This window comes from Sphingomonas kyeonggiensis (assembly GCF_014196745.1).
Lineage (GTDB): Bacteria > Pseudomonadota > Alphaproteobacteria > Sphingomonadales > Sphingomonadaceae > Sphingomonas > Sphingomonas kyeonggiensis.
The window spans coordinates 160718-187243 of the sequence record NZ_JACIEH010000003.1; the positions used below are offsets into that span (position 1 = coordinate 160718).

Annotated in this window: 26 protein-coding genes and 1 riboswitch; of the genes, 9 read left to right on the forward strand and 17 right to left on the reverse strand. The window is 65.1% G+C overall.

What is annotated here, in order from left to right; all coding sequences use genetic code 11:
- Positions 1 to 29: 29 nt before the first annotated feature.
- The 6 genes from GGR46_RS15800 to GGR46_RS15825 all read right to left on the reverse strand — a co-directional run bounded on the left by GGR46_RS15800 (position 30) and on the right by GGR46_RS15825 (position 5753).
- Complete coding sequence (locus tag GGR46_RS15800; protein ID WP_183999003.1) at positions 30 to 965, reverse strand: hypothetical protein; 936 nt, start codon at positions 963 to 965, stop codon at positions 30 to 32.
- Positions 966 to 1051: 86 nt separating this feature from the next.
- A complete protein-coding gene (locus tag GGR46_RS15805) occupies positions 1052 to 1444 on the reverse strand; it encodes a hypothetical protein (RefSeq protein ID WP_221262826.1) in 393 nt (130 codons plus the stop codon).
- A 206-nt stretch (positions 1445 to 1650) separates the two neighbouring features.
- Positions 1651 to 3510, reverse strand: coding sequence for a phosphomethylpyrimidine synthase ThiC (gene thiC / locus GGR46_RS15810; RefSeq protein ID WP_183999005.1), 1860 nt, complete (start codon positions 3508 to 3510; stop codon positions 1651 to 1653).
- A gap of 34 nt (positions 3511 to 3544) precedes the next feature.
- A riboswitch (TPP riboswitch) is annotated at positions 3545 to 3654 on the reverse strand.
- A gap of 35 nt (positions 3655 to 3689) precedes the next feature.
- On the reverse strand, positions 3690 to 4568 hold the full coding sequence (locus tag GGR46_RS15815; protein ID WP_183999006.1) for a MipA/OmpV family protein: 879 nt from the start codon (positions 4566 to 4568) through the stop codon (positions 3690 to 3692).
- A 56-nt stretch (positions 4569 to 4624) separates the two neighbouring features.
- Entirely contained in the window at positions 4625 to 5032 is a 408-nt protein-coding gene (locus GGR46_RS15820) for a DUF2141 domain-containing protein (protein WP_183999007.1), read from the reverse strand.
- A complete protein-coding gene (locus GGR46_RS15825) occupies positions 4995 to 5753 on the reverse strand; it encodes a sterol desaturase family protein (RefSeq protein ID WP_183999008.1) in 759 nt (252 codons plus the stop codon). The genes GGR46_RS15820 and GGR46_RS15825 overlap by 38 nt, the downstream gene beginning before the upstream one ends.
- 173 nt (positions 5754 to 5926) lie before the next feature.
- Here GGR46_RS15825 and GGR46_RS15830 point away from each other — a divergent pair, with 173 nt between their 5' ends.
- The 7 genes from GGR46_RS15830 to GGR46_RS15860 all read left to right on the forward strand — a co-directional run bounded on the left by GGR46_RS15830 (position 5927) and on the right by GGR46_RS15860 (position 13894).
- A complete protein-coding gene (locus tag GGR46_RS15830; RefSeq protein WP_183999009.1) occupies positions 5927 to 7606 on the forward strand; it encodes a Mu transposase C-terminal domain-containing protein in 1680 nt (559 codons plus the stop codon).
- 2 nt (positions 7607 to 7608) lie between these two features.
- Complete coding sequence (locus tag GGR46_RS15835; RefSeq protein WP_183999010.1) at positions 7609 to 8517, forward strand: TniB family NTP-binding protein; 909 nt, start codon at positions 7609 to 7611, stop codon at positions 8515 to 8517.
- Entirely contained in the window at positions 8514 to 9719 is a 1206-nt protein-coding gene (locus GGR46_RS15840) for a TniQ family protein (protein WP_183999011.1), read from the forward strand. Before GGR46_RS15835 ends, GGR46_RS15840 begins: the two co-directional genes overlap by 4 nt.
- A gap of 90 nt (positions 9720 to 9809) precedes the next feature.
- On the forward strand, positions 9810 to 10379 hold the full coding sequence (locus GGR46_RS15845; RefSeq protein ID WP_246426186.1) for a recombinase family protein: 570 nt from the start codon (positions 9810 to 9812) through the stop codon (positions 10377 to 10379).
- Entirely contained in the window at positions 10279 to 11691 is a 1413-nt protein-coding gene (locus tag GGR46_RS15850; RefSeq protein ID WP_183999012.1) for a hypothetical protein, read from the forward strand. Before GGR46_RS15845 ends, GGR46_RS15850 begins: the two co-directional genes overlap by 101 nt.
- A 437-nt stretch (positions 11692 to 12128) precedes the next feature.
- A complete protein-coding gene (locus tag GGR46_RS15855) occupies positions 12129 to 12467 on the forward strand; it encodes a P-II family nitrogen regulator (RefSeq protein WP_183999013.1) in 339 nt (112 codons plus the stop codon).
- A gap of 2 nt (positions 12468 to 12469) precedes the next feature.
- Entirely contained in the window at positions 12470 to 13894 is a 1425-nt protein-coding gene (locus GGR46_RS15860; RefSeq protein WP_425506574.1) for an ammonium transporter, read from the forward strand.
- A gap of 277 nt (positions 13895 to 14171) precedes the next feature.
- Here GGR46_RS15860 and GGR46_RS15865 read toward each other — a convergent pair whose 3' ends face one another.
- From GGR46_RS15865 to GGR46_RS15895, 7 genes are read right to left on the reverse strand one after another with little or no spacing between them, the layout of a single operon-like run.
- Complete coding sequence (locus tag GGR46_RS15865) at positions 14172 to 15752, reverse strand: GMC family oxidoreductase N-terminal domain-containing protein (protein WP_183999015.1); 1581 nt, start codon at positions 15750 to 15752, stop codon at positions 14172 to 14174.
- Positions 15686 to 16660 carry a sterol desaturase family protein gene (locus tag GGR46_RS15870; RefSeq protein ID WP_183999016.1) on the reverse strand — a complete coding sequence of 325 codons (975 nt, stop codon included), beginning with the start codon at positions 16658 to 16660 and terminating at the stop codon, positions 15686 to 15688. The genes GGR46_RS15865 and GGR46_RS15870 overlap by 67 nt, the downstream gene beginning before the upstream one ends.
- Positions 16661 to 16681: 21 nt before the next feature.
- Entirely contained in the window at positions 16682 to 17044 is a 363-nt protein-coding gene (locus GGR46_RS15875; RefSeq protein WP_343058196.1) for a hypothetical protein, read from the reverse strand.
- Positions 17041 to 17472 (reverse strand): protein tyrosine phosphatase family protein, encoded by a 432-nt coding sequence (locus tag GGR46_RS15880; protein WP_183999017.1) that lies wholly within the window; start codon positions 17470 to 17472, stop codon positions 17041 to 17043. The genes GGR46_RS15875 and GGR46_RS15880 overlap by 4 nt, the downstream gene beginning before the upstream one ends.
- Positions 17469 to 17945: a hypothetical protein gene (locus GGR46_RS15885; RefSeq protein WP_183999018.1), complete on the reverse strand. Its 477-nt coding sequence runs from the start codon at positions 17943 to 17945 to the stop codon at positions 17469 to 17471. Before GGR46_RS15885 ends, GGR46_RS15880 begins: the two co-directional genes overlap by 4 nt.
- A 5-nt stretch (positions 17946 to 17950) precedes the next feature.
- Positions 17951 to 19720 carry a DNA helicase RecQ gene (recQ, locus tag GGR46_RS15890; protein ID WP_183999019.1) on the reverse strand — a complete coding sequence of 590 codons (1770 nt, stop codon included), beginning with the start codon at positions 19718 to 19720 and terminating at the stop codon, positions 17951 to 17953.
- 38 nt (positions 19721 to 19758) lie between these two features.
- Complete coding sequence (locus tag GGR46_RS15895) at positions 19759 to 20277, reverse strand: hypothetical protein (RefSeq protein ID WP_183999020.1); 519 nt, start codon at positions 20275 to 20277, stop codon at positions 19759 to 19761.
- A 174-nt stretch (positions 20278 to 20451) separates the two neighbouring features.
- On the opposite strand from GGR46_RS15895, the gene GGR46_RS15900 reads away from it, so the two are divergent.
- Entirely contained in the window at positions 20452 to 21915 is a 1464-nt protein-coding gene (locus GGR46_RS15900) for a helicase HerA domain-containing protein (RefSeq protein ID WP_183999021.1), read from the forward strand.
- Here GGR46_RS15900 and GGR46_RS15905 read toward each other — a convergent pair.
- Together GGR46_RS15905 and GGR46_RS15910 are read right to left on the reverse strand one after the other, a co-directional pair.
- Complete coding sequence (locus GGR46_RS15905; RefSeq protein WP_183999022.1) at positions 21912 to 22829, reverse strand: alpha/beta fold hydrolase; 918 nt, start codon at positions 22827 to 22829, stop codon at positions 21912 to 21914. The genes GGR46_RS15900 and GGR46_RS15905 overlap by 4 nt on opposite strands.
- 8 nt (positions 22830 to 22837) lie before the next feature.
- On the reverse strand, positions 22838 to 24664 hold the full coding sequence (locus tag GGR46_RS15910; protein WP_246426187.1) for an ABCB family ABC transporter ATP-binding protein/permease: 1827 nt from the start codon (positions 24662 to 24664) through the stop codon (positions 22838 to 22840).
- Positions 24665 to 24744: 80 nt separating this feature from the next.
- On the opposite strand from GGR46_RS15910, the gene GGR46_RS15915 reads away from it, so the two are divergent.
- Positions 24745 to 24975 carry a hypothetical protein gene (locus GGR46_RS15915; protein WP_183999023.1) on the forward strand — a complete coding sequence of 77 codons (231 nt, stop codon included), beginning with the start codon at positions 24745 to 24747 and terminating at the stop codon, positions 24973 to 24975.
- Position 24976: 1 nt separating this feature from the next.
- Here the strand turns inward: GGR46_RS15915 and GGR46_RS15920 are convergent, their stop codons facing one another.
- On the reverse strand, positions 24977 to 25921 hold the full coding sequence (locus GGR46_RS15920; RefSeq protein WP_183999024.1) for a squalene/phytoene synthase family protein: 945 nt from the start codon (positions 25919 to 25921) through the stop codon (positions 24977 to 24979).
- Positions 25918 to 26499 (reverse strand): LOG family protein, encoded by a 582-nt coding sequence (locus tag GGR46_RS15925; RefSeq protein WP_183999025.1) that lies wholly within the window; start codon positions 26497 to 26499, stop codon positions 25918 to 25920. The genes GGR46_RS15920 and GGR46_RS15925 overlap by 4 nt, the downstream gene beginning before the upstream one ends.
- Between the last annotated feature and the right edge of the window lie 27 nt (positions 26500 to 26526).

The following is a 26526-nucleotide window of genomic DNA, read 5'->3' on the forward strand; positions in this document are numbered from 1 at the left end:
TCGACCGATCTTATTGCCGCGGACCTCATTCAGTCCACCGAGAGAGCAAAGTTAACAGAGCTCGCAGCTAAATCTCCTTCTTCATTCTCGATCCATCTACTGAGGGTCGCTCTATTCGCCAGATCTATTTCTGGCCTCAAATCGGGTATCATAAATACTTCTGCCGCAGCTACCCACATATGCTGGTCTGCCAGTTTAGGTATCAACTTATTTATTTGCTGAATAGCACGCGGAAATGCAGTCTCACGATACATCTCTATGGAGGCATGCAACGCTATTACGGCAGACATATTCAGATATAGATCTGAGCCCTCTTCAACACTCTGATAAATCATGGTGTCAACAAATGCTTTAATGAGCGACTCCCTTGCCTGCCCAAATTCAGAAGCTTTTAGCCGAATGACCACATCCTCAAATCGTTCGGGGAAATGCCTGGACGATACAAGAGATATCAACCTTTCCAAAGCAGGCTTACCTGAGGTTGGCGACCTAGATAGAACCAGTTCAATAGCATTGACGACATGCAACCGCGCAGCTTCCGCAGATGGTTGGTAAATATTATCTGTGAAGTCGTACGAAGGATGAGCACATCTATGCCTATCTTCACGCAGTCTAGATATCTCTATGTATTCATTTGATCCAAAAAATTGGAAATCCTGCTTGAAAAAATCTATGAGATTTCTCTCAAATTCCAGAAGTCCCTTCAGACTTGCTCCATCATTATTTTGAAGTCGTTCTTGGAAATTATCCAAGGACGCCTCAAGCTCTTTAGCTCTAGCATCGCCGCCTCCCGCAAGCTCTCGGAGCTTTTCTATCAAGTCCGATGATACAGCAATCCATGCCGAGATGATTGCGGCCCTGTATGCAGATGCTTCATAGCAACGGATTGCTTCGCGTATTAGCTTCTGACTAACACCTGAGATGACGCGAAGGCATATTTCATCTAAGCTACGTATCATGGCCAAGATTCTCCACCCTATAGCCATGCTAGTTTTAGAATGATGATTGGTAAATGCCTTACGACCCTCCAGTTATTACGACCTGACATACCTCACCAGACCTCCACCACCCCCTCGAACGGCGGCCCGCCGCGGCTGTGCTTTGCCGTGAAGTGGATGCGCGAGGGGACGATGCTGGTGCCCTTGTACTCCGCCTGGACGTCGAGCTGGTCGATCAGGTCCTCCGCGGTGAAGCGCTGGAGGGTGCCGATCAGGAGCTGGCGGGTATATTCCACCGCGGGCGGGATATAGGTCAGGTTCCCGGGGTCCGCGGGGCCGCCCAGTTCGGCGGGGAAGAGGCGGATACGGACCAGCCGGCCCTCGCGGACGAGCCTTTGCGCCGCCGCCTTGCTGGTGACCATGCTGAAATCGGGCCGGTCGGCCAGCTGCCCTGCTTCCTGCGCCATCGCCCCCGGGGCCAGGCTGAGGCCCCCGAATAGCAGCATCGCCGCCGCAAGTCCCTGCCATCCAGCCATGATCGTGCCCTCCCCCGCTTGCCTCGCCGGTGCAGGCTAGCGCGGGTCAGGTCCGTTTTGGGGGGAGGCTTGTCCGTTCCGGAGGAGGTTGCCCCGTGCCTTCGGCGCTGCCCCTCCACCATTCGGCCTCGCCGAATGCCCCCTCCCCGAGACGCGCTCGGGGAGGTATTCGGGACTTAGTCGTGCTCGCGGTCGCCCTGGCCCATGTACAGCTCGCGGCCGGTCTCGTTGTAGAGCTGCGACATCGCGGCCATGCCGGCCTCGGCATCTTCCGCCGCGAGGAAGCCCTCGACCGGCGCGTTCTGCTTGGCGGCAAAGTCGCGCACTTCCTGCGTGATCTTCATCGAGCAGAACTTCGGGCCGCACATCGAGCAGAAATGCGCGGTCTTGGCACCTTCGGCCGGGAGGGTCTGGTCGTGATACTTCTCGGCCGTATCGGGATCGAGCGACAGGTTGAACTGGTCGCGCCAGCGGAACTCGAAGCGGGCGCGGCTGAGCGCATCGTCGCGAACCTTGGCGGCCGGGTGCCCCTTGGCGAGATCGGCGGCGTGCGCGGCGAGCTTGTAGGTGACGACGCCGACCTTGACGTCGTCGCGGTCCGGCAGGCCGAGATGCTCCTTGGGCGTGACGTAGCAGAGCATCGCGGTGCCGTACCAGCCGATCATCGCGGCGCCGATGCCCGAGGTGATATGGTCATAGCCCGGCGCGATATCGGTGGTGAGCGGCCCGAGCGTGTAGAAGGGCGCCTCGCCGCACGCCTCGAGCTGCTTGTCCATATTCTCCTTGATCTTGTGCATGGGCACATGGCCCGGGCCTTCGATCATCACCTGGACGTCCTGCTCCCAGGCGCGCTTGGTGAGCTCGCCCAGCGTGTAGAGCTCGGCGAACTGGGCTTCGTCATTGGCGTCGGCAATGCTGCCGGGGCGTAGGCCGTCGCCGAGCGAATAGGCGATGTCGTACGCCTTCATGATCTCGGTGATCTCGTCGAACTTCTCGTAGAGGAAGCTCTCCTTGTGGTGCGCCAGGCACCATTTCGCCATGATCGAGCCGCCGCGCGAAACGATCCCGGTGACGCGCTTGGCGGTGAGCGGCACATAGGGCAGGCGGACGCCGGCATGGATGGTGAAATAGTCCACGCCCTGCTCGGCCTGCTCGATCAGCGTGTCGCGGAAGATCTCCCAGGTCAGGTCCTCGGCGATGCCGCCGACCTTTTCCAGCGCCTGATAGATCGGCACGGTGCCGACGGGGACCGGCGCGTTGCGCATGATCCATTCGCGGGTGTCGTGGATGTTGCGGCCGGTCGACAGGTCCATGATCGTGTCGGCGCCCCAGCGGATCGCCCAGACCATCTTGTCGACTTCCTGCGCGACGTTCGAAGCGACGGCGGAGTTGCCGATATTGGCGTTGATCTTGACCAGGAAGTTGCGGCCGATCGCCATCGGCTCGGATTCGGGGTGGTTGATGTTGTTCGGGATGATCGCGCGGCCGCGGGCGACTTCCTCGCGGACGAACTCCGGCGTGACGTAATCGGGGATGGCAGCGCCGAAGCTGTTGCCATCGCGCTCATATTCGGCGAGGCGGGCGCGACCGAGATTCTCGCGCTCGGCGACATATTCCATCTCGGGCGTGATGATGCCGCGGCGGGCGTAATACATCTGCGAGACGTTGGCGCCCGGCTTGGCGCGCAGCACCCTCTTGCGGACGTTGGGGAAGGGCTGGACGCCGCCCGAGCGATCCGGGCCGAGCTGGCCATTGTCCTCGGGACGGACCTCGCGCTGGGTGACCTCTTCCACATCGCCGCGGGCGCGGATCCAGTCGCGGCGCAGCTCGGGCAGGCCGGCCATGATGTCGATGCGGGCATCGGGATCGCTGTACGGGCCCGAGGTGTCGTAGACGCGGACGGGAGCCTCGCCGGAGCCCGGCTCGAGATGGATCTCGCGCATCGCGACCTTGAGCGGGCCGACATGGATCTTCTTCGAGCCGCGGATCGCGCCGGTGGTGACGGCGAGTTCGGTCTTGGCGGGGATGTCGGCCATTCGTCACTTCTCCATAGCGGGAGAGGACGGTCCTGTGGTGGGGCCGCTCCCTCCCTACGCCGGTCTCAACCGGATCAGGTTCAGCGGGTCGGAGGCTGCGGCCTCCCTCTCAACCGCGACATAGCGGTCCCCCGGGGATGACGGCGGTATTAGGCGCTTGGCGGTGCCAGGTCCAGCACTCAGAACGTGAGCGCCAGGCCCGCCGCGCCGGTCCACTGGTTGCGGTCGCCGGCGATGCTGACCAGCGGGCTGTCGGCGAAGTCGTTCACCAGCTTGCGATAGGTGCCGCCGGCGACCAGCGACAGGCCCTTGGTGAGGTTGCCGGTGAGCGCATAGGCGAAATAGCCGCCAAAGGTGATGTCCTTCTGTCCGCCCTGGGGGCGGAAGATCGGCAGGCCGCTGGCGATGCTCTGCGCCGGGGTGACGCCGAAATAGGTGCGGGCATAGCGATCCTCGACGATCTCGGCCGAGGCGGACAGGCTGACCATCGCCTTGGTGCTGAGCGGCGTCGAATAGGTCACCACCGGGTTCCAGATGCCAGCGCGGTGCACCTTGGTCACGTCCTTGCGATAGGAGATGGTGACCGAGAGCTTGTCGAAATCGCTGGTGATCAGCCCGGTGCGGCCGATGCCGAAATAGCCGCCGACCTCGAGCGCGGAATCGACTTCGCCGAGCGCGCGGACGCGGGGATCGCGGATGGAATCCCGGTTCGAGCGGTTCATGTTGTAGACTGCCACCGGCCCGAACTGGATGTCCCAGCCCGGCCCGGTACCGTTCGGAATCACGTCGAGCTGGGCGCGGTTGCCGACCAGGGTGAAGCTCATCCCCGCCACCGTGCCATTGGCGACCGGGATCGGCGTCCAGCGATTGTGGCTCGATCCTTCGTAATCGGGGAAATAGGCCGCGCCGACGCCGAGCGTTAGCCGTGCGGCGCCTTCGCTGGCGGCCTCGGCGACCTCGGCAGATTGCGGCGCGGGCTGCGGTTCCGCCTCGTCCTGCGCCCAGGCAGGCGCGATGGCGAGGAACGAGACGAGGAGTGCGCCGCAAAGTCGGATCATGTACTGGCCTTCAGGGATGTTGCAGCTGCGAAACGCGGCCAGATCCCCGCAAGTTCCTATAAAAGGTAGCGAATCCGAACCTGTTGCGTCTGGGCATCAGCCCCGAGGGTGAAGCGCACGTCCTTGTAGCGCGGCGGGCCGAAGCGGATCGCCGGGTTGCGCGAGAAGCCGAAACCCTCGCGCGGGATGCCGAGCATCGTATCGAGCCTGGCATTGCCATTGGCATCGTGGATCACGGCGATGGCATAGTCGCCCATCGCCAGGCCTTCGAGGCGGATGCGCGGATTGGCGGCGGGAAGCGTGCGCTTGAGGGCGCCCTTGCCTTCCCGGCAATCGGGAAAGTCGCTCGGGTCCTTCACCACGCAGATCCGCACCACCCCCTTGGTCGAGCGCAGTCCGGTCACGTCTATCTCGAGCGCGCCGCCCTCATTCGGCAAGGGCGCGGCGGCGCCCAGCAGCGGCATGGCCGCGATCGAAAGCGCCAAGGCCCTTGTCGGTGCCGCAGAGCCGGTCCCAGTGACGGAAATAGAGGCCAAAATTACATCCATATTGTTCGTGGTGCCGCTGATGATGGCTGGCGGTGATCAGCCAGGCGCCGAGCGGCCCCTGCCAGACGAAGCGCGGCCAGATTTCCCAGCCCATGTGGTTGGTGACGCCCATCACGGTCATGATCGTGAGCACCAGGCCCAGCGCGCCGACATGGATGGGGATGAGGAAGACCAGGGCGGGGATCACCACTGCGCCGGTGACCGCTTCCCATGGATGGAAGCTCATCGCCGCCCAGGCCGTCGGCGGCCGGCTGGCATGGTGGACGGCGTGCATGCGGCGGAACAGCGCGGGGCGGTGCATCCAGCGATGCGTCCAGTAGAACCAGGCGTCGTGCGCGAGCAGATAGAGCAGCACCGAGAGCGGCAGGTACCAGAGCGGGAAGGCATGGAGATCGGTGTAGATCCGCGTCCAGCCATGGTTCTGCCAGCCCCAGGCGACGATCCCGGCGGGCACGCCGTAGATCGCGGCGCTGGCGAGGCTCCAGCCGATCTCGCGGCGGATCTGCCGGTCGAGCCCGGCATAGAGGTCGGGGTGGCGGAACCGGGTCGCCAGCGCGAAGCCACCGCTCGCCAGCAGATAGCGCACCCCGACGATCAGCGTCATCGCCAGCGCGGAGAGGAAGATGGCGAGCGTCATGAGAGGGGGCTTATCCCATTTTCCGCCCATGTCATTGTTCGAAGACGATTGCACCAAATTGTCAGGGCGCGATGCCTAGAGTGCAGTCGACTTCTGACATCCAATGATCAGAAGACGACAGCACCAATTTACGTTATGATCGATAGCCGTGTGCACCAAATTGAGGTTTGCGCATGGCGTCTGAAACAGACTCGATAGCCGAACACGGCGTGGCCACCCTTTCCGATGAAGAATGGGCGCGATGCCGGCGCCGGGCTGAGATCATCGGACCATTGGCGGATCTTGCAGTAGTCGGCCACGAAGCTGCGGATATCGCTGCTCAAACACTCGGCCTTTCCAGGCGCCAGATTTATGCCCTTGTCCGCCGCGCCCGCCAAGGCGAAGGGTTGTTGACGGATGTTGCTCGCGGGCAATCAGGTGGTGGCAAAGGCAAGAGTCGTCTATCGGAGCAGGTCGAATTCATTATCCGCGAGCTTCTGCAGAAGCGGTTTTTGACTAAGCAGAAGCGGAGCGCTGCAGCATTGCACCGTGAGATTGCACGTGCTTGCATCGCCCAAAATCTCCCGATCCCAACGCGCAGTACCCTTGCTCGAAGAATCTCTAGCCTCGATCCGATCAAAGCCACTCGCCTCCGGGAAGGCCAGGATGCATCCCGCGGCCTACAAAGTGCCGGGGGCAGACCTCCTGCCCTGACCGCTCCGCTTGAACAGGTTCAAATCGACCATACAGTCATCGACGCGATCATCTTGGGCGAACGTGATCGTCAACCAATTGGGCGCCCATATCTCACGATCGCCATAGACGTGTTTACCCGATGCGTAGTCGGCATAGTGGTCACGCTTGAAGCTCCATCGGCCGTCTCGGTAGGCCTCTGCCTGGCACATATCACATGCGACAAGCGCCCTTGGCTCCAGGAGCTGAACGCAGAGATGGATTGGCCGATGAGCGGCAAGCCCAAACTGCTCTACCTGGACAACGCAGCCGAATTCAAAAGTGAGGCTCTGCGTCGCGGTTGCGAACAACATGGCATCAAGCTGAATTATCGTCCGCCCGGTCAACCACATTACGGCGGCATCGTGGAACGGATTATCGGCACCACAATGCGGATGATCCATAACGAGTTGCCAGGAACGACCTTCTCCAATCCCGGCCAACGCGGGACATACGCGTCGGAGAAGAAGGCGATCGCGACCTTGCGTGAACTAGAGCGCTGGATCGCACTAGCGATCGGCACTTATCACGTGTCCGTACATAGCGGCCTGCTTCAACCACCTGCAGCACGCTGGGCCGAGGCTGTCGCGCGCGAAGGCGTGCCGGCCATCGTCACCAACCCCAAGGCATTTCTCGTAGACTTTCTGCCCATCATTCGGCGCACACTGCAGCGTACCGGCTTCGTCATCGACCACGTCTATTATTATACTGATGCACTCAAGCCATGGATCGCGCGCCGTGACCGCTTGCGGCCTTTCCTGATCCGGCGTGACCCGCGCGATATCAGCCGGATCTGGGTGCTGGAACCCGAAGGACAACTCTATCTGGAGGTCCCTTACCGAACTTTGGCGCATCCGGCTGTCACCCTTTGGGAACAAAGGGAGGCGCTGACGAAACTGCGGCAGCGAGGGCGCGAACAGGTGGATGAAGCGGCCCTATTTCGCATGATCGGCCAGATGCGTGAGATCGTCACCACTGCGCAGAAGGCTACGCGCAAGGCGCGACGCGACGTGGAACGCCGCCAGCATCTCGAGGCACAGGCTCCGCCCGATACCCGCGTTCTGCCACGGACGAACGCCCCGAGCGGGCTGCAAAGCGACCTGCCGCCGGCCAAGCCTTTCGATCAGATCGAGGAGTGGTAGCCGTGAATGATTTTCCCGTCGTTGATCTGTCTCATCTGCTGCCGGTGGTGCGGGGCGTGGCGCGTTTGCCAGCGGAGGAGCGGGTACAACGCATCCGAACCGATCGCTGGATAGGCTATCCCCGCGCGGTCGAAGCGCTGAATCGGCTAGAGGCTTTGTATGCGTGGCCCAACAAGCAACGCATGCCCAACCTGTTGTTGGTCGGCCCGACCAACAACGGCAAGTCGATGATCATTGAGAAGTTCCGGCGGGCGCACCCGGTCAGCTCGGATGCCGATCGAGAGTGTATTCCCGTGCTGGTTGTGCAGATGCCATCCGAACCATCGGTGGTCCGCTTTTATGTAGCGCTGGTCGCTGCCATGGGTGCACCGCTGCGCCCGCGACCGCGGATGCCGGAAATAGAGCAGCTTGCGTTGGCACTGCTGCGCAAAGTCGGCGTTCGCTTGCTCGTGATCGACGAACTTCACAATGTCTTGGCCGGCAACAGTGTCAGCCGGCATGAATTCCTCAATCTGTTGCGCTTCCTAGGCAATGATCTGCGCATCCCGTTGGTCGGCGTCGGCACGCGCGACGCGTACCTGGCCATTCGCTCGGATGACCAGCTGGAAAATCGGTTCGAACCCATGACGCTACCGGTGTGGGAGGCTAACGATGATTGCTGTTCGCTTTTGGCAAGTTTCGCGGCGTCGCTTCCGCTGCGACGCCCCTCGTCGATCGCTACGCTAGACTTCGCCCGTTACCTGCTCACCCGCAGCGAAGGTACTATCGGCGAGTTGGCGCACTTGTTGACCGCTGCGGCCATCGCTGCGGTGGAAAGTGGAGTTGAAGCAATCAATCAGCGCACGCTGAACATGGCCGACTACGCTGGCCCCAGCGAACGGCGACGCCGGTTTGAGCGGGAATTGATGTGAGCACGGAACCCCGCTGGCCGCTACATCCAGCCCCGAGAGAAGGGGAAGCGCTCTCATCTTGGCTTCATCGTGTTGCGGCTTGCTACGATATGGATACGCCCGAGCTGCTGAAGCATGATCTCGGGTATGACCTCGGGCACGATCAAGTCGATGATCTAGACACCTCCCCACCAGCGTCGCTGCTTTTGAAGATCAACCAACGAAGCGGTATCGATCTGGATCAGCTGCGCTGCATGAGTTTCGCTGGCTGGATACCCTGGCTGCTGGATAGCCTGGATGACGACCTTCCTGATGCCTTGCGCACCTATGCGCTTCAATTCTCGGTTTTGCTGCCGCGGAGCAACGATAGGCCCGTGCCGATTAAATATTGGCGTGCATGGCTACCAATCTGGCCAATCCATCGGGCATGTCCGCTCTGCCTCAAAAACTCGGCAGATCAAGCTTTACTGCTCGTGTGGAAGCTGCCCTTGATGCTGAGCTGCCCGCACCATGGCTGCTGGCTAGAAACCTATCATGGGTCCCCAGGGCTCTTTACCAGCTGGGAGGATCCTAATTGTACCCCGCGTCCGGCTAGCGATACGATTGCAGCGATGGACCGCCGCACTTGGCAGGCTCTGACAGCAGGATACGTGGATCTATCTCGTCGACGCATTCATGCTGGCGTCTGGTTTCGATTGCTTCGTACACTTATCGAGGAGCTAATCACACCGCTGTCCCAATGCTACGAGTTTGCGGGACATATTCGTTATGTATGGGAGCAAAGCGGTCAACCATTGCGCGCTGGCCAACGGATTTGGCGCCGCTTTGAGAATCTTGCGCTGAACGTACAGCTGCGAACTCTGGAAGTTGCAGCCACGGCCATTTATTTGCTTGAAAACAGGGTGCTTCAACCAATGGGCGCGCAAGCGTCGCTATTCGTACCCGAACGCAGAACCGAGTTCACTAATGGTCTGCCGGCGGCGGCGCGGGAGGCGGCCGAAATCGCCCGTTGGGACGACGCGATCACGGTCATCAACGATGCTATCGCCGACGCGCGACACAATCCCGACACGGCCCGCTTCTTGTACACGCTGGCCGCCTGTGGGTACCCGCGAAACCCCGAAAGCGTAGAACGACTACTGGGGTATTTTGACGAGCTGGAGATCCCCAGGGAGTTTTTGCCACTTAACTTGCCATTGCCACCGTTTGCGGGCCTTAGATAAAATGACGGAATAAGTGACCGATTTTGACAGATAGGGCCTACCACTTTAATCCTGTCAAATAATCGAACGTATGTGTGACAGGGTTTACCGATGCTGATTGGCTATATGCGGGTATCGAAGGCGGACGGCTCCCAGTCCACCGACTTGCAGCGCGATGCGCTCATCGCCGCCGGGGTCGATCCCTCACATATCTACGAAGATCTGGCATCCGGCAGGCGGGATGATCGCCCCGGACTAGCCAACTGCCTGAAAGCCCTTCGTGAAGGGGATGTGCTGATCGTGTGGAAGCTCGATCGGCTCGGCCGCGATATGCGCCATCTGATAAATACCGTGCATGACCTGATCGAGCGTGACGTGGGCTTGAAGGTCTTGACCGGTCATGGCGCGGCGATCGACACGACGACGGCCGCCGGCAAGCTTACGTTTGGAATTTTCGCTGCTTTAGCAGAATTTGAGCGCGAGCTGATTTCCGAGCGAACGGTTGCCGGCCTCGCCTCAGGATCAGATCGTGCGGCACAAGCGGTTCGCATCCACGACTTGGGCGCTCGACGGCCAGGAGGTGGCGAAGCTGGAGGCCGTAGCCAACAAGCACGCACCCACCGATCCCGTGCTCATCGCCTCCGAGCTCTTCACCTACTGGGGGTGGGGGGACGACAGTGATCCCGAGGGCCTCCAGCGCCGACGCGTCGACGCCGTTGCGAAGCTGGCGGCGGAGAACGGCCCCGACGCGATCCGAGCTCTTCTCCATCGGTCGCAGCAGGCGCACTACGTGCAAGAGGCGATCGAGGAAGCGAAGCTCGGCCCAGCGTTCCTCGAGCAGTTGCTGAGAGGAGAAATCGCGGAAGCACCCGACGGTTGGCACGCTGGCGGATATTTCTCGATGCTGCGACGGGCAAGCGATGCGGACATCGCGCTCGCCGTCGCTGCCGACCTCCTTCAGACCAGCACGCCAGGGACCGTTGCCAAGCTCATGCGCTCTTGGCCGCCGGAGCATGCGACCTGGCAAGCCGTCGCATCTCTGGGCAGCGAGGTGCTTGAACACTACTGGACCGACTGGACCCCCTTCCACGCGCAAGGAGATCGGCGCACCCTCCTGACCATCGTCCTCGAGCTGATGCGGCGCGACAGGGCGCTCGTCGCCTTGGAGACCTGCCTCAACCGCATCGATGAAGTCCCTTCCTGCCTCGTGCTTCGAATGCTCGATGCTATCGTGAACGAGCTGAACGCGGGTCAGAAGCCTCGCGTCAGTGGACTTCTCGACTACGAGCTTGAGGAGACATTCAAGTCGCTCGACAAGCGCGACCTACCAGACATTGCGATCGCGCAGCGCGAATATGCGCTGCTCGCTCTTCTTGAACGAGAGCATCGTCCGCTCAAGATCCATAGCCTTATGGCGCAGGATCCGGAGATGTTCCACCAGATCCTGAGGGACATCTACCGGGCGGAGCACGCGGAGGACACGAGCGGCGAACAGACGGACGAGCAACGTTCAAAGTGGCGCCAAGCCTACAAGCTGCTTTCGCACTTCTCGACGGTCCCTGGCTTTACAGAAGCTCCTCCGAACCGAGAGGCGCTAAATACCTGGGTCGATGCGATGCGAGCGCTCGGCATCCTTCATGATCGCAAGGACGTCACCGACATTGTGGTCGGCAATGTGCTCGCGCACGCCCCCGAAGACGATCTCGACAACGTCTGGCCCCACCGCTTCGTGCGCGACGTCCTCGAGGCGAACGCGGGCAGGATCCCAAGAGGCATGATGACTGAGCGTGTGAATATGCGCGGGGTCACCGTCCGGGGCGTGCTAGACGGCGGCGATCAGGAGCGCGATCTTGCGGCCAGTCTCAGAAAGAACGCCGGCGCCATCGAGCGCTGGCCAAACACGGCGGCGATGCTTCGAGCAATGGCCGAGCGATGGGACGCATATGCGGAGCACGAGGATGTCGATGCGCGTCAGCGACGCCTCCGCAGCTGAGGCCTGCTCAGCAGAATTCCCGACAGACGCAACCCATTCGTCGCAGTGGCACGCGCCAATCGCCCGCGCAAATTAGCGCGAATGTGCTCGATAGACGACTGGCGGCCAAACGTGCTCGATAGACGTGCCTAGAGGCATCAGATTAGAGCTCCCCAAAACTCCGGACCGCTTGGGTGTTTGACACTTAGCGAGCGCCGCAGCCCCTAGTGCAGTCGCCTTTGGACATCCGTGCAGTCGTCTTCGAACAATGACAGCCCAAAGGCGCGCAGCGATGAATGATTCCTGCCCGTTTTTTGGGCACACCTTCGCATCTGCACAAAAATTTACCCATGGGTAATATTTGATTGCGTCCAAACCCCACGGAATCATGGGATTCTTGCGCTTGGCACGCTGTTTGCGACGAAGCCCCTCGGGATAACCGCCAACGAGGGGGCGACATGAAGCTCATCATCGCCATCATAAAACCATTCAAGCTGGACGAGGTCCGCGAGGCGCTCACGGGCGTCGGCGTCGCGGGGATGACCGTGTCGGAAGTGAAGGGATTCGGACGCCAGAAGGGGCAGACCGAAATCTATCGCGGCGCGGAATACAGCACCAACATGGTGCCCAAGATCAAGATCGAGGTCGTGGTGGGCGCCGATATCGCCGACCGCGCCGTCGAAGCGATCCAGGCCGCCGCCAGCACCGGCGCGATCGGCGATGGCAAGATTTTCGTCCTCGATGTCGGCCAGGCCGTGCGCATCCGCACGGGCGAGACCGACGAGACGGCGCTGTGAAGATGGGGGTCCAGATGAAACTAGCAAAGATTGCCGCGGTGGCGGGGCTCGGCGCCCTGTTCGCCGCGATGCCCGCGCTTGCGCAGGCACCCGCAGCGGCGCCGGTGGTGCCGACCGACGCGATGGTCAACAAGGGCGACGTCAGCTGGATGCTGGTCTCGGCCGCGCTGGTGCTGATGATGTCGGTGCCCGGCCTCGCGCTCTTCTATGGCGGCCTGGTCCGCACCAAGAACATGCTCTCGGTGCTGATGCAGGTGCTCACCATCGTCTGCGTCGCCGGCCTGCTCTGGGTGACCATCGGCTATTCGATGGCCTTCACCAATGGCGGCGCGCTCAACCTGTTCGTCGGCGGCTTCTCCAAGGCGCTGATGCACGGCGTCGACGCCAACACCTTCGCCGCGACCTTCTCGAACGGCGTCTATCTGCCCGAGACGACCTTCGTCGTCTTCCAGATGACCTTCGCGATGATCACCCCGGCGCTGATCGTCGGCGCATTCGCCGAGCGCGTGAAATTCACGCCGCTGATCCTCTTCGTCGTCGCCTGGTCGATCCTGGTCTATTACCCGATGGCGCACATGGTCTGGTACTGGCCGGGTCCGGACTTCACCGCCGGCCTGCCCGACGACCATGGCTATCTGTGGGGCCTGGGCGCGCTCGACTTCGCGGGCGGCACCGTGGTGCACATCAACGCGGGTATCGCCGGCCTGGTCGGCTGCCTCGTGATCGGCAAGCGCACCGGCTACAAGAACGAGCCGATGCCCCCGCACTCGCTGACCATGACCATGATCGGCGCCTCGCTGCTCTGGGTGGGCTGGTTCGGCTTCAACGCCGGCTCCAACCTCGAAGCCAACAAGTTCGCCTCGCTCGCCTTCATCAACACCATGGTCGCCACGGCGGCTGCCGGCGCGATGTGGGCGATCATCGAGCAGGTGATCCACGGCAAGCCGTCGCTCCTCGGCGCGGCCTCGGGCGTGGTCGCCGGCCTGGTCGCGATCACCCCGGCCGCCGGCTTCGCCGCCCCGATGACTTCGGTGGTGCTCGGCGCGGTCGCCTCGGTGGTCTGCTTCTTCTTCGTCACCACGGTGAAGAACAAGCTCGGCTATGACGACACGCTCGACGTGTTCGGCGTCCACTGCGTCGGCGGCATCATCGGCGCGATCGGCACCGCGGTCGTCGCGGACCCGACGCTGGGCGGCCAGGGCTTCATGGACTTCACCGTGATCCCGGCGGTTGCCGGCAAGTACGACATGGCGACGCAGCTGGTCACCCAGGCGACCGGCGTGGGCGTGACCCTGCTGCTCTCGGGCGGCGTCTCGCTGGTGCTGTTCCTGCTGCTCAAGTTCACCATCGGCATCCGCCCGAACAAGGAAGTCGAGGTCGAAGGCCTGGACATCAATGCGCACGGCGAGCGCGCCTACAACTACTGACGAGATCGGGCGCCGCTCCCTCTCCTCTCCTGAGGAGCGGCGCCCAACCGAGGTTCCTCCTGCGGACGACTGGGCCGGTGCGAAAGCGCCGGCCCTTTTTTCATGTCTCCATTCCTCCCCGAGCTTTGCTCGGGGAGGGGGACCAGCGAAGCTGGTGGAGGGGCGCCGCGCCAGCGGCGGAATAGCCACGGCCTTACGGTCTTCCGCGCGTATGGCGCGGCCCCTCCACCACTCGCTTCGCGAGCGGTCCCCCTCCCCCAGCAAGCTGGGGGAGGAATTAGGAGGCCAAATCTTCCTTGATGAACTGGGCGCAGCGTTCGCCGATCACGATGCTCGGCGCGTTGGTGTTGCCGCCGACCAGCCGGGGCATGATCGAGGCATCGGCGATATAGAGCCCCTCGACTCCGCGGACCTTGAGGCGCGGGGTGACCACCGCGCCCTCGTCCGATCCCATGCGGGCGGTGCCGACCGGGTGGTAGATCGTGTCGGCACGGGCACGGATCAGCCGTTCGAGCGCGGCATCGTCATCGAGGTCGATCGGATAGCGGTCGCGGCCGCGATACTGGGCGAGCTGGGGCGCCTCGAGCACGCGGTACATCGCCCGCGTGCCCTTCTTGAGCAGCTCCATGTCGCGCGGATCGCCGAGGAAATCGGGATCGATCAGCGGGGCCACGCGCGGATCGAGCGACTGGAGGCGCACCGTCCCCCGGCTCTCGGGCCGCAGCACACAGGCATGGCAGCTGAAGCCGTGCCCTGGCACCGCGGTGCGACCATGATCCTCGACGATGGCGATGAGGAAATGGAGCTGGAGATCGGGCCGCTCGAGCGCCGGATCGCTGCGCAGGAAGGCGCCGGCCTCGGCATAGGGCGTGGTCATCCGCCCCTTGCGGCTGACCATCCAGCGGCCGATCGAGCCGAGCGACTTGAGCGTGCCGGGCAGCGAGCGGCCGAGGAAGAAGCTGCCCTCGGTCTCGAAGGCGGCGACATAGTCGACATGGTCCTGGAGATTGCCGCCGACCGCCGGCCGGTCGATCCGCACCGACAGGCCCATCTCGCGCAGATGCTCGCCCGGGCCGATCCCGGACAGCATCAGCAGCTGCGGGGTCTGGAAGGCGCCGGCGGCGAGGACCACGGCATGGCGGGCGCGGATCTCGCGCGCCACGCCGTCGCGCTGATAGGCGACTCCCCAGACGCGCCCGTCCTCGAACAGCACGCGCTCGACCATCGCATCGGTGATGATCTCGAGATTGTCGCGGCGATCGAGATAGGCGCGCGCGGCCGTCCAGCGCTCGCCGTTCTTCTGGGTGACCTGGAACAGGCCGGCGCCCGACTGCTCGGCGCCGTTGAAATCCTGGTTGCGGGGAATCTGGAGTTCGCCGCACGCCTCGATGAACGCCTCGCTGCCCGGATGCGCCCAGAGCTGGTCGCTGACCCAGAGCGGGCCCTTGTCGCCATGATAGTCGCTGGCGCCGCGGACATTGTGCTCGGCTTTTCTGAACCAGGGCAGCATCTCGTCCCAGCCCCAGCCAGGGCAGCCGAGATCACGCCACTCGTCATAGTCGCGGTGGTGGCCGCGGACATAGAGCATCGCGTTGATCGCGCTGGAGCCGCCAAGGCCGCGGCCGCGGGGCTGATAGCCGCGCCGACCGTTGAGCCCGCGCTGCGGCACGGTCTCGAACGCCCAGTTGGCGCCCGGACGCTGGAACGGCATCATGCCGGGCATGCGGGTCTTGATGCTGGTGTTGCGGCCGCCCGCTTCCAGCACTGCGACGCTGTACTTGCCCCCTTCGCTCAGGCGGCCTGCGACGGCGCTCCCGCCCGATCCCCCACCGATGACGACGATATCGGCTGCTTCCACGAATCCCCCCGTAGCTGCTCCCGCGCCTCCCAGCGCGCTTTTATGGTCTCGGATGTATCGCGGCTGCCATCGTGGCTCCAGCCCGGCGGCGCGACCATATAGCCAATTCGGGACTTCCAGTCGGGTGCCGACCAGACGTCCTTCGCGATCCCCACCCATTCGTGGAACGCCGCCCAGAGCAGGTTGAAGCTGCCCAGGTCCTTGACGATGCCGTAGCGCGGGCGATCCTCGTCGCGCTCGGGCTCATAGGTGCCGAGCATGCGGTCCCAGACGATGAAGACCCCGGCATAATTCCTGTCGAGATAGCGCGGGTTGGTCGCGTGGTGGACGCGGTGGTGCGACGGCGTGTTCATCACCGCCTCGAACCAGCGCGGCATGCGGCCGATCACCTCGGTGTGGATCCAGAACTGGTAGATCAGGTTCAGCCCCGCGACGAAGAAGATCATCGCCGGGTGGAAGCCGATCAGGAACAGCGGCAGGCGAAAGACGAAGCTCACGCTGATGAAGCCGGTCCAGGTCTGCCGGAGCGCCGTGGTCAGGTTATAATGCTGGCTCGAATGGTGGATGACATGGCTCGCCCAGAACCAGCGGACGCGGTGCGCAGCGCGGTGGAAGAGATAATAGGCGAAATCGTCGAGCACGAAGGCCAGGACGAACCAGTACCAGGCGAAGCCGATGGTGAAGATGCGGAACTGATAGACCCACATCGCCAGCGCATAGACCAGGCCGGCGCTGAGCAGCCCGGCAACGGTGCTGCCCAGCCCCAGCGACAGGCTGGTCAGCGTATCCTTCGGGCAGAAGCGCCGGCGATCGCGCAGGCGCGCGACCAGCATCTCGGCAAGGACCAGCACCACGAAACCGGGAATGGCATAATCGACCGGATCGGGCAGGTACGGAACCACGGGCATGGGCCCCTGCTTACCTCAATGTCAGTAACGAGTCACGCCGCGCAGCAGCACGGCTCCGAAGCGCTTGTCGCCACTGTCGATACGGAGACCGTCGGGGATCAGCTGGGTGGCGAGCGGCAGGCGCAGATGCCGCGCCGCAACACGCGCGCCGTGGAGCTTGAGCAGGGCGACATCGCCCGCCTTGCCATGGACCAGAGCGGCCTGGCCGTCGCTGCCGAGCAGCGCCTCGCCGGCATCGAAGCCCGAGATCATTCCCTCGGCCGCCGCGCGCGCCTCCTCGGCGCTGGCGATGGCGCCGCCCCGCCCGAGCCCGAGCGCCCAGGCGACCAGCGTCATGACCAGGATCGCGGCGAGCGAGCCGGCGAAGATGTAGAGTTGCGTCACGCCCTGCCCGAGAGCTGGTCGAGCAGCGGACGGATGCCCGAGATGTCGTAGCCGGCCTGGGCGGCCTTGGCGGTGATCTCCGCTGGATCGCCGCCGCGCGACGCCTCGGCCAGCGCCCAAAGGTTGCACGAGCGGGTGCCCGAGCGGCAATAGGCCAGCACCGGCCCGTTCGCCTCGGCCAGCGCGGCGGCCATCGCCTCGACCTGGGCGGAGGAGAAGCCGGCATGGGTGACGGGAATCGCGGCATAGCCGAGCCCGGCGGCCTCGGCCGCGGCGCGGATCGACTCGCCTTCCGGCTGGCCCGACTCTTCCTCGTCCGGGCGGTTGTTGATCACGAAGCTGAAGCCCTGCTCGGCGAGGAAGCCCATGTCCTCGGCGGCGATCTGGGGAGCGACGGAGATGCTGTCGTCGACGCGGCGCAGGTTCATTGGCTTTCCACCTTCTGTGTCTCGAGGATCGGTTGATTGGCGGCCCAGGCGGCGATCCGGCGCTCGGCCGCGGCGATGCCCTTGAGCACTTCCTCGGTGGCGGGATCCTGGCAGCCCATGTCGTAGGTGAGGCTCCTGCCGGCCCAGCGGACGGTGCCATAATATTGATCGGTGATGCGATCGCCGCAGGTCAGCTCGCGCCCGGCATGCGCCTCACCCGAAGCGAGCAGCTTGCGGATCTCGGCGAAGCCGGCGGCTCCGGCGGAGAAGCTGCGGGTAACCAGCCGCTCGGGCTTGTACACATCGGGCTCGGGCACCGTGTATCTGCCGTTGCCGGCCGCATCGATCGACCAGCGCGAGACCGGGCGGCCCCAGCTGTTGCGGTCCATCGTGATGCTCGACAGCGCCGGCGTGGCAGGCGCCGGCCCGGGCTGCGGCGCGCAGGCGGCGAGCAGGACCAGACTGGCGAGCATTATTCTCACGCGGCCTCGCGGATCACTTGCAGGAAGGCGTCACCATAGGCGTCGAGCTTGCGCGCGCCAACGCCCGAGATGTTGCCCATCGCGGCGATGCTCTCCGGCTTGAGCAATGCCATGTCGCGCAGCACCGAATCGTGGAAGATCACATAGGGCGGCAGGCCCGTTTCCTGCGCGATCTCGCGGCGCTTGGCGCGCAGCGCCTCGAACAGCGGGTTGCCGACCGGATTGTCGCCGGCCGCCTTGCCGCCGCGCCGCCGGCGCTCGCGTTTCGGGGGAAGGACCAGCTCGACCTTGGCGCCACCCTTGAGGATCGCGCGCGCCTCGGGCCCGAATTCGAGGCCGCCATGGTCGTTGGCCCTGAGCGCGTCGCGCAGCAGCAACGCGCGGGCGACCGGCTTGATCAGCACCGCTTCCTCGCCATCGACGATGCCGAAGACCGAGAGCGATTCATGCCCGTTGGAGATGCTGCGATCGCTCGACTGGCCGAGCAATATGCTCTCGATATAGCCGGTGCCGAACATCATGCCGGTGCGGAACACCGCCGAGAGGAATTTCTGCGCGGTCACCGTCGCGTCGATCGCGGCGGGCGGGCTCAGGCAATTGTCGCAATTGCCGCAGCGTTCCGGCGCTTCGTTCTCGCCGAAATGCCGGAGCAAGATGCGGCGGCGGCAGGTGGCGGTTTCGACCAGTGCGCCGAGCGCGGTGAGCCGCGTCCGCTCGCCGGGCTGGCGCGAAGGCTCGACTTCGGCGATCCGCTGGCGGGCGCGGGCGAAATCATCGGCGCCCCAGAAGAGATGCGCGACCGCCGGATCCCCGTCGCGCCCGGCGCGGCCGGTCTCCTGATAATAGGCCTCGATCGACTTGGGCAGGCCGGCATGGGCGACGAAGCGGACGTCGGGCTTGTCGATGCCCATGCCGAAGGCGACGGTGGCGACGACGATCATGTCCTCGCTCGCCACGAAGGCGGCCTGGTTGCGGCGGCGGACCTCGGGATCGAGCCCGGCATGATAGGGCAGCACCGGCCGGCCGGTTTCGGCGGCGAGCTTCTCGGCGAGCTTCTCCACCCCAGCGCGGGTCTGGGCGTAGACGATGCCGGGGCCGGGCGTCTCGGCGATCAGGTCGATCACCTGGCGGGTGGTGTTCTCGCGCGGGGCGATCGCGTAGCGGATGTTGGGCCGGTCGAAACCGGCGACGATCATCCCCTCCTGCGGCAGCCCGAGCTGCTCGAGGATGTCGGCGCGGGTATGCGCATCGGCCGTGGCGGTGAGCGCGAGGCGCGGGACGTCCGGGAAGCGATCGAGCAGCGGGCGGAGCAGGCGGTAGTCGGGGCGGAAATCATGCCCCCATTCGGAGACGCAGTGCGCTTCGTCGATCGCGAACAGGCTGAGTTTCGCCTGAGTGAGCAGGTTGCGGAAGCCTTCACCCGAGGCACGCTCGGGCGCGATGTAGAGCAGGTCGAGCTGGCCGGCGCGGAACCGCTCGATCGTCTCGGCACGGTTGTCGTCGACGGATGTCAGCGTCGCGGCGCGGATGCCGACGGCTTCGGCGGCGCGGAGCTGGTCGTGCATCAGCGCGATCAGCGGGGACACGACGACGCAGGTGCCCTCGAGCATCACCGAGGGCAGCTGGTAGGTGAGCGACTTGCCCGCGCCGGTGGGCATCACCGCCAGGGTGCGCTCGCCGGCGAGGACCCGGGCCACGACCTGCTCCTGCACGCCGCGAAAGGCGTCGAAGCCGAAGACCCGGCGGAGCGTATCGGTGGGGACCATCGCGCCCGGTTAGCGGGCGAGGACCGGGTAAGTCGAGGCTATTCGCAGCGCGGCTTGCCGCCGTCATACTTCTCAAGCGCGATCGCGCTCAGCTCGATCTTCTCGATCGCATAGGGCCAGTTCTCGAACCCGCGCTTGCCCGGCAGCACGGTGCAGACGTCGGTGGGGGTAGTCTTTCCCTTCACCGTGATCCTGGCGCGATAGGCGATCGCCTGGTCATAGCCGTTCTCGAGGACGAGCAGGGCCGCCTTGCCGCCGCCGATGGCCATGAACTTGGCGACGAAACGGCTGGGTGCGATCGGCTCGGGCTCGGGCAGGCCCTCGCCGCTCACCGTGGCCGAATTGGCGCCCATCGCGTCGGGGAACAGGTTCGCCTCGAACTGGCGGACCACCGCCGCCTCGAACGACGTGAGGCTGGCCTTCATGCGGGTGACGACGGGCGCGGGCCCCGGACTGGTGACCGAGACGCCTTCGCCCGGGGCGAGCGTGACGGTCTGCGCGGCCGCCGGCACCGCCATCATCATCGCCGCGGCCGGAATCCAGATCGCGTTGCGCATGCCATCCCCCTTTTGATGCCCCGCGACTATCCGTCGGAGCGAGGAGAGCGGCAAGCGCGGTTTGCACCGGCGCCGGGCCTTTTGCGCACACGAATGGGAACGGAAGCGTATCGCCCACAATTTTTCGCCCGGCCGAGCTTCCCCCCGCCCCCGCCATCGGCCAAAGCGGATGCGATGACGGTGCGTGTGGACATGGGAACGGACGGCAAGGGTGATGCCGTCGCCATGGATCTCGAGGAGCTGCTGGCGACGCGATTGCTCGTCCAGGGCAATTCGGGGTCCGGCAAGTCGCACCTGCTGCGCCGGCTGCTCGAGAAGAGCGCGGGCCATGTCCAGCAGGTGATCATCGATCCCGAAGGCGATTTCGTCACGCTGAGCGACAAATACGGGCATATCTCGATCGAGGCGGCCGATTACAGCGAGCGCGAGATCGCCCGCTTCGCCACCCGGATCCGCGAGCATCGCGCCTCGGTGGTGCTCAGCCTGGAGGGGCTCGAGGCCGAGGGGCAGATGAAATGCGCCGCGGCTTTCCTCAACGCGATGTTCGATGCGCCGCGCGACCATTGGTATCCCGCGCTGGTGGTGGTCGACGAGGCGCAGCTGTTCGCCCCTTCGGGCGGCGGCGAAGTGGCCGAGGATGTGCGGCGTGCCTCGCTGAGCGCGATGACCAACCTGATGTGCCGTGGGCGCAAGCGCGGTCTTGCCGGCGTGATCGCGACGCAGCGTCTCGCCAAGCTCGCCAAGAATGTCGCCGCCGAGGCCTCGAACTTCCTGATGGGCCGCACCTTTCTCGACATCGACATGGCGCGCGCCGCCGACCTGCTCGGCATGGAGCGCCGCCAGGCCGAGGCGATCCGCGACCTGGCGCGCGGCCATTTCCTGGCGCTCGGCCCGGCGGTCTCGCGCCGGCCGGTGTCGATCCAGATCGGCGCGGTCGAGACCAGCGCGCGCAGCGGCAGCCCCAAGCTGACGCCGCTGCCCGAGGCGCCCTCGGCCGAGCTCAAGGACCTGCTGCTCGCGCCGGCCGAGCCCGAATGGACGCCGCCGACTCCGCCCGCCCCGGTCCAGGCGCCGCAGCTCGCCTCCGACCGGCTGCTCGAGGCACTCGCCCGTTCGGTGCCGGCGCGCGAGGAAGTCCCCGAGGTCGATGCCGAGGAAGCCGCCGAGAAGATCGCCGACGTGCTGCGCGACATCGTCGAGGACCCGGAGAGCACCTATCGCTCGCCTTCGGTGCTCTATCAGGATTTCCTGGTGCGCTGCCGGATGGTCGGCCTCGCCCGGCCCCCGCTCGACCTGTCGAACTTCGTCCGCCGGCTATCGGCCGCGCGCGCGGGCATCCATGGCAATCCGGACGACGACTGGGCACAGGCGCTGGAAGCGGCGCGCGCACTGCCCGACGACATGCTCGGGCCGTTCCTGCTCGTCGCCCGCGCCGCGCGCGAAGGCGCGCCCTGCCCGAGCGATACCGAGATCGCCGCGACCTATGGCACCAGCTCGCTGGGGCGAGTTCGCCGTCTGCTCCAATATATCGAGAGCAAGGAGCTGTTCGTGACGCGCACCGACCTGTCGGGGAAGCGCTCGATCACCATCCCGCGGCTCGGCTGGACCACCGAGCCGGCGGAGATCGGCAGCAGCTAGAGCCGGCGCAGCCAGGCCTCGGTGGCGTCGACATGCGTCACCGGGAGCATATGGCCGCCATCGAGCATCTCGATCGCACCATGGGGGATCGCCGACGCGGTCTTGCGCCCGTGCAGCTCGGGATCGAGCAGCGCGTCCTGGCGGCCATAGAGGATGGAGACCGGAATCGCGATCTCGCCATAGCGCGGCGCCTGGGCCTTCATCACCTCGGGCGCCATCTCGATCTCGTAGCAGCCCATCTGGAAGCTCGCCGGGCGGATGGCGAGCGCGCCGCCGGCCTTGATCGGGAAATCCTCGGGCAGGGGATCGGGGGCGAAGACCGCCACCGTCTTGGTCCTGCCGGTACGCATCGAGAGCGGCACCGCGATCGTCCAGGCGATCAGCGGGCGGAGCGGCGCCGGGATCACCAGGCCCTTGAGCGGCTCGGGCGGCTGGTCGATCGGCTGGGTATAGGGTGCGATCAGGCCGAGGGCACGGACCGCGCCGGGATGCCGGAACGCAAGCGCCAGGCTGACCGCGCCGCCCATCGAATGGCCGACCAGCAACGGCTTCTCCAGCCCCAGCGCCAGGATCGCCGCGGCGACCGCATCGGCCTGACCGCGAATGTCGAGCCGCGGGCCGGTCAGCACCGAATAGCCCCAGCCGGGGCGATCCATCACGATCACCCGGCGATCGCTGGCGAGGCGGTCGGCCAGCGCATAGGTGAAGACGCGCAGCTGGCTCATGATGCCGTGGATCATCACGATCGCCGGCGCATCGGCCGGGCCCATCTCGACATAATGGATGCGCACGCCGGGCACTTCGACCTGCCTGCCATCCATCGGCACCCAGCGCTCGACTCCGCGCGACACATATGCCGACCAGAGCACAAGCGCCCCGATCACCACCGCCAGCGCAACCAGGAACCAGATCATTGCCCCTCCTATTCGGCGGGGACTTCCTCCCCGCCTTCGGCCGCGCGCTCCTGCGCCTGGCGCGCCCACATCTCGGCATAAAGACCGTTCTTCCGCAAGAGCTGGGCATGGGTGCCCTGCTCGGCGACCCGGCCACTCTCCAGCACGATGATCCGGTCGGCATGGACGACGGTGGAGAGCCGGTGGGCGATGACGATGGTGGTGCGGCCATGCTCGATGGCTTCCAGCGTGGCCTGGATGTCCGCCTCGGTCCGGCTGTCGAGCGCGCTGGTCGCTTCGTCGAGGATCAGGATCGGCGGGTTCTTCACCAGGGTACGCGCGATCGCGACACGCTGCTTCTCGCCGCCCGAGAGCTTCAATCCACGTTCGCCGACGCGCGTCTCGAAGCCATCGGGCAGCGACTGGATGAAGCCGGCGATCGCGGCGCCCCGGGCCGCGGACGCGATCTCGTCGGGCGTGGCGCCTTCGCGGCCATAGGCGATGTTGTACCCGATCGTGTCGTTGAACAGCACCGTGTCCTGCGGGACGATGCCGATCGAGCCGCGCAGCGAAGACTGGGTGACGTCGCGGATGTCCTGCCCGTCGATGGTGATGCGCCCGCCGGTCACGTCGTAGAAGCGGTACATCAGCCGCGCGAGCGTCGACTTGCCGGCGCCCGACGGGCCGACCACCGCGACAGTGGCGCCGGCCGGGATGTCGAGATCGATGCCCTTCAGGATCTCGCGGTCGGGATCATAGGCGAAATGCACGTCCTCGAAGCGGACATGGCCGCTGGCGATGGCGAGCGGTACCGCATTCGGCGAATCCTTCACCTCGGCGGCGCTGTCGAGCAGGTCGAACATCGAGCCCATGTCGATCACGCCCTGCCGGATGGTGCGATAGACCCAGCCGAGCATGTCGAGCGGGCGGAAGAGCTGGCTGAGCAGGGTCGAGACCAGCACCACGTCGCCCGCGGTGAACTTGCCCGAGGACCAGCCGAACACGACCAGCGCCATGCCCGCGCCGAGCATCGTGTTGGTGATCAGCGCCTGGCCGATGTTGAGCCAGGCGAGGCTGTTCTCGCTCGTGGTCGCCGCCCGGGCATAGGCCGTGACGGCGTTCTCGTAGCGCCGCGCCTCGCGCTCCTCGGCATTGAAGTATTTCACGGTCTCGAAGTTGAGCAGCGAATCGACCGCATGGGCGACCGCGCCGGTGTCGAGGTCGTTCATCTGCTCACGCAGCTTCGAGCGCCAGTCGGTCACCCAGCGGGTGAAGGCGATGTAGAGTACCACCATCGCCATGGTGCCGGCGACCAGCCACACGCCATAGCGCGTCCAGAAGATGCCGACGACCAGTGCCAGCTCCAGGATCGTCGGGGCGATGTTGAACAGCAGGAAATAGAGCATCGTGTCGATGCTCTTGGTGCCGCGCTCGACCACCTTGGTGATCGCGCCGGTGCGCCGCTCGAGATGGAAGCGCAGGCTGAGCTGGTGAAGGTGGCGGAACACGTCGGCGGCGAGGCGGCGGGTGGCGTCCTGCCCGACCTTCTCGAACACCGTGTTGCGCAGATTGTCGAACAGCACCGAGCCGAAACGGGCCAGCGCATAGCCGGCGACCAGAGCCACGACGAGCCACACCGCGTCACGCGAGCCGCCCGCCATCCGGTCGATCGCGCCCTGCAGCGCGAAGGGTGCGCCATAGACCTGGACCAGCTTGGACACCACGACCAGGCCGAGCGCGATCACGATGCGCACGCGCAGCCCCGGCGCGCTCTTCGGCCAGAGATAGGGAAGGAAACGCCGCAGCGTGGCGAGCATCGGGCGCTCGCCGGAGGGTGCATCGAGTTTTGAAGCCATCGTCCCCGATTTGGGGCGCTGGGCGCCGTGATGCAACGGCTTGCCGCCACGTCCGTTATTTACGCCGGAAGGAAGGAGCGATGGACCAGGTCTTCTACCTGCTGGCGATCATGGGCTGCAGCGACGACAATCTCGACTGCCGGCAGGCGCGGATCGAGCCGGCGCGCTATACCAGCCGGGCCAGTTGCCAGGAGGCGATGGCCGATGCGCTCCTGCGCAACATGGACCTGGATTTCCCGGTCATCGCCGGCCAATGCCAGCGCCATACCCCGGAAATGGCCGATGGCGGCAAGGTGAATCCGCGCGGCTGAACTAGCGCGGGCGAGTCCAGAGGTCCGGATCGCGCGGCGCGGGTGGGTAGAGGTCCCTGCGGCGCTGTGCCTGCCACCAGGCGCGGCCGATCCAGCCCAGCTTCTCCAGGCCGGACGTGGCGACGCGGTGGTCCCAGGCATGTTCGCCCCGCGCCGCGACCTTCCTGGCGATCTCGCCATAGATGCCGGCGGCGGCGAGCACCGCCCAGGCCGAGCGGAACGGCAGCGACGGGGTGCCATGGCGGGCGCTGTCCGCATAGGCGGTGGCCGCGCTGGTCAGCCGGCCAGCGAGCACGGCCAGGCGCTGGCGGAAGGGCGGCTTCATGTGCTGGCCGGGCGGAATGTCCATCTCGGTCAGCCAGTCGTCGGGCAGGTAGCAGCGGCCCATCCGGTCGTCCGCCTCGATATCGCGAGCGATATTGGCGAGCTGGAAGGCGATGCCGAGGTCGCAGGCCCGGTCGAGCGTCGCCTCGTCCTCGGGCGACACCCCCATGATCACTGCCATCATGCAGCCGACGCTGCCGGCGACGTGATAGCAATAGCGGTAGAGATCCCCCTCGTGGCGCGGGCCCCATTCGGCCGCGTCGAGCGCGAAGCCCTCGACCAGGTCCCAGACATAGCGGTGGGGCAGACCGGTTTCCGCCGCGACGATGCGCAGTGCGTCGAAGGCGGGATCGCCGACCCATTGGCCGTCGAGCGCGGCCTGGGTCAATTCGCGGATACGCGCCAGCCCGGCCTGCTTGTCGACCTCCATCGCGCCGTGCCCATGATCCTGGCCGTCGGCCAGATCGTCACAGGCGCGGCACCAGGCATAGAGCAGCCAGGCACGCTCGCGCGTCTGGCGATCGAACAGGCTGCTGGCGGCCCCGAAGCTGCGGGAGCCGCGCGCGATCGCTTCCCGCGCGGTCGCGACGATCGCGGCGCGCGAGGGAAGCCATTCGCTCACAGATCGCCGCGCCGCATATGCACGATCGTCTCGACGGGCTTGGCCGCGATCATCTTGTCGAGCAGCCCTTCCAGCGTGGTATCGACGATCAGCATGTTCTGGTGCTGCGGACGGACGAAGCCGACCCGGCCCATATGCTCCCAGAAATCGACGAGCTTGTCGTAATAGCCGGCGATGTTGAGCAGGCCGACCGGATCGGTGTGGTAGCCGAGCTGTGCCCAGCTCAGCGCTTCCCACAGCTCGTCCATCGTACCGGTGCCGCCAGGCAGGTTGATGAAGCCATCGGCGATGTCGGTGAAGCGCGCCTTGCGCTCGTGCATCGTGCCGACGACGTGGAGCTCGGTGAGCCCGCGATGCGCGACCTCGGCGTTGACGAGCAGCTCGGGGATCACGCCGATCACTTCGCCGCCGGCCTCGAGCGCCGAATCCGCCACCGCGCCCATCAGCCCGAGCTTGCCGCCGCCATAGACGACGCCGATGCCGCGCTCGGCCAGGGTGCGGCCGACATGGCGCGCGGCCTCGATATAGACGGGATCGGCCGGGCTGGCCGAACCGCAATAGACTGCGACGCGCTTCATATCTCGATCTTCCCGATGTGCATGGTC

Coding starts and splice junctions, on each gene's coding strand:
- GGR46_RS15815 (WP_183999006.1), bottom strand. CDS start 4,568: ATGATCCGACTTTGCGGCGCACTCCTCGTCTCGTTCCTCGCCATCGCG.
- GGR46_RS15820 (WP_183999007.1), bottom strand. CDS start 5,032: ATGCCGCTGCTGGGCGCCGCCGCGCCCTTGCCGAATGAGGGCGGCGCG.
- GGR46_RS15925 (WP_183999025.1), bottom strand. CDS start 26,499: ATGAAGCGCGTCGCAGTCTATTGCGGTTCGGCCAGCCCGGCCGATCCC.
- GGR46_RS15870 (WP_183999016.1), bottom strand. CDS start 16,660: ATGCCCGTGGTTCCGTACCTGCCCGATCCGGTCGATTATGCCATTCCC.
- GGR46_RS15905 (WP_183999022.1), bottom strand. CDS start 22,829: ATGATCTGGTTCCTGGTTGCGCTGGCGGTGGTGATCGGGGCGCTTGTG.
- thiC (WP_183999005.1), bottom strand. CDS start 3,510: ATGGCCGACATCCCCGCCAAGACCGAACTCGCCGTCACCACCGGCGCG.
- GGR46_RS15900 (WP_183999021.1), top strand. CDS start 20,452: ATGACGGTGCGTGTGGACATGGGAACGGACGGCAAGGGTGATGCCGTC.
- GGR46_RS15825 (WP_183999008.1), bottom strand. CDS start 5,753: ATGACGCTCGCCATCTTCCTCTCCGCGCTGGCGATGACGCTGATCGTC.
- GGR46_RS15895 (WP_183999020.1), bottom strand. CDS start 20,277: ATGCGCAACGCGATCTGGATTCCGGCCGCGGCGATGATGATGGCGGTG.
- GGR46_RS15845 (WP_246426186.1), top strand. CDS start 9,810: ATGCTGATTGGCTATATGCGGGTATCGAAGGCGGACGGCTCCCAGTCC.
- GGR46_RS15915 (WP_183999023.1), top strand. CDS start 24,745: ATGGACCAGGTCTTCTACCTGCTGGCGATCATGGGCTGCAGCGACGAC.
- GGR46_RS15860 (WP_425506574.1), top strand. CDS start 12,470: ATGGGGGTCCAGATGAAACTAGCAAAGATTGCCGCGGTGGCGGGGCTC.
- GGR46_RS15880 (WP_183999017.1), bottom strand. CDS start 17,472: ATGAACCTGCGCCGCGTCGACGACAGCATCTCCGTCGCTCCCCAGATC.
- GGR46_RS15805 (WP_221262826.1), bottom strand. CDS start 1,444: ATGCTGCTATTCGGGGGCCTCAGCCTGGCCCCGGGGGCGATGGCGCAG.
- GGR46_RS15910 (WP_246426187.1), bottom strand. CDS start 24,664: ATGGCTTCAAAACTCGATGCACCCTCCGGCGAGCGCCCGATGCTCGCC.
- GGR46_RS15855 (WP_183999013.1), top strand. CDS start 12,129: ATGAAGCTCATCATCGCCATCATAAAACCATTCAAGCTGGACGAGGTC.
- recQ (WP_183999019.1), bottom strand. CDS start 19,720: ATGGTCCCCACCGATACGCTCCGCCGGGTCTTCGGCTTCGACGCCTTT.
- GGR46_RS15885 (WP_183999018.1), bottom strand. CDS start 17,945: ATGCTCGCCAGTCTGGTCCTGCTCGCCGCCTGCGCGCCGCAGCCCGGG.
- GGR46_RS15830 (WP_183999009.1), top strand. CDS start 5,927: ATGGCGTCTGAAACAGACTCGATAGCCGAACACGGCGTGGCCACCCTT.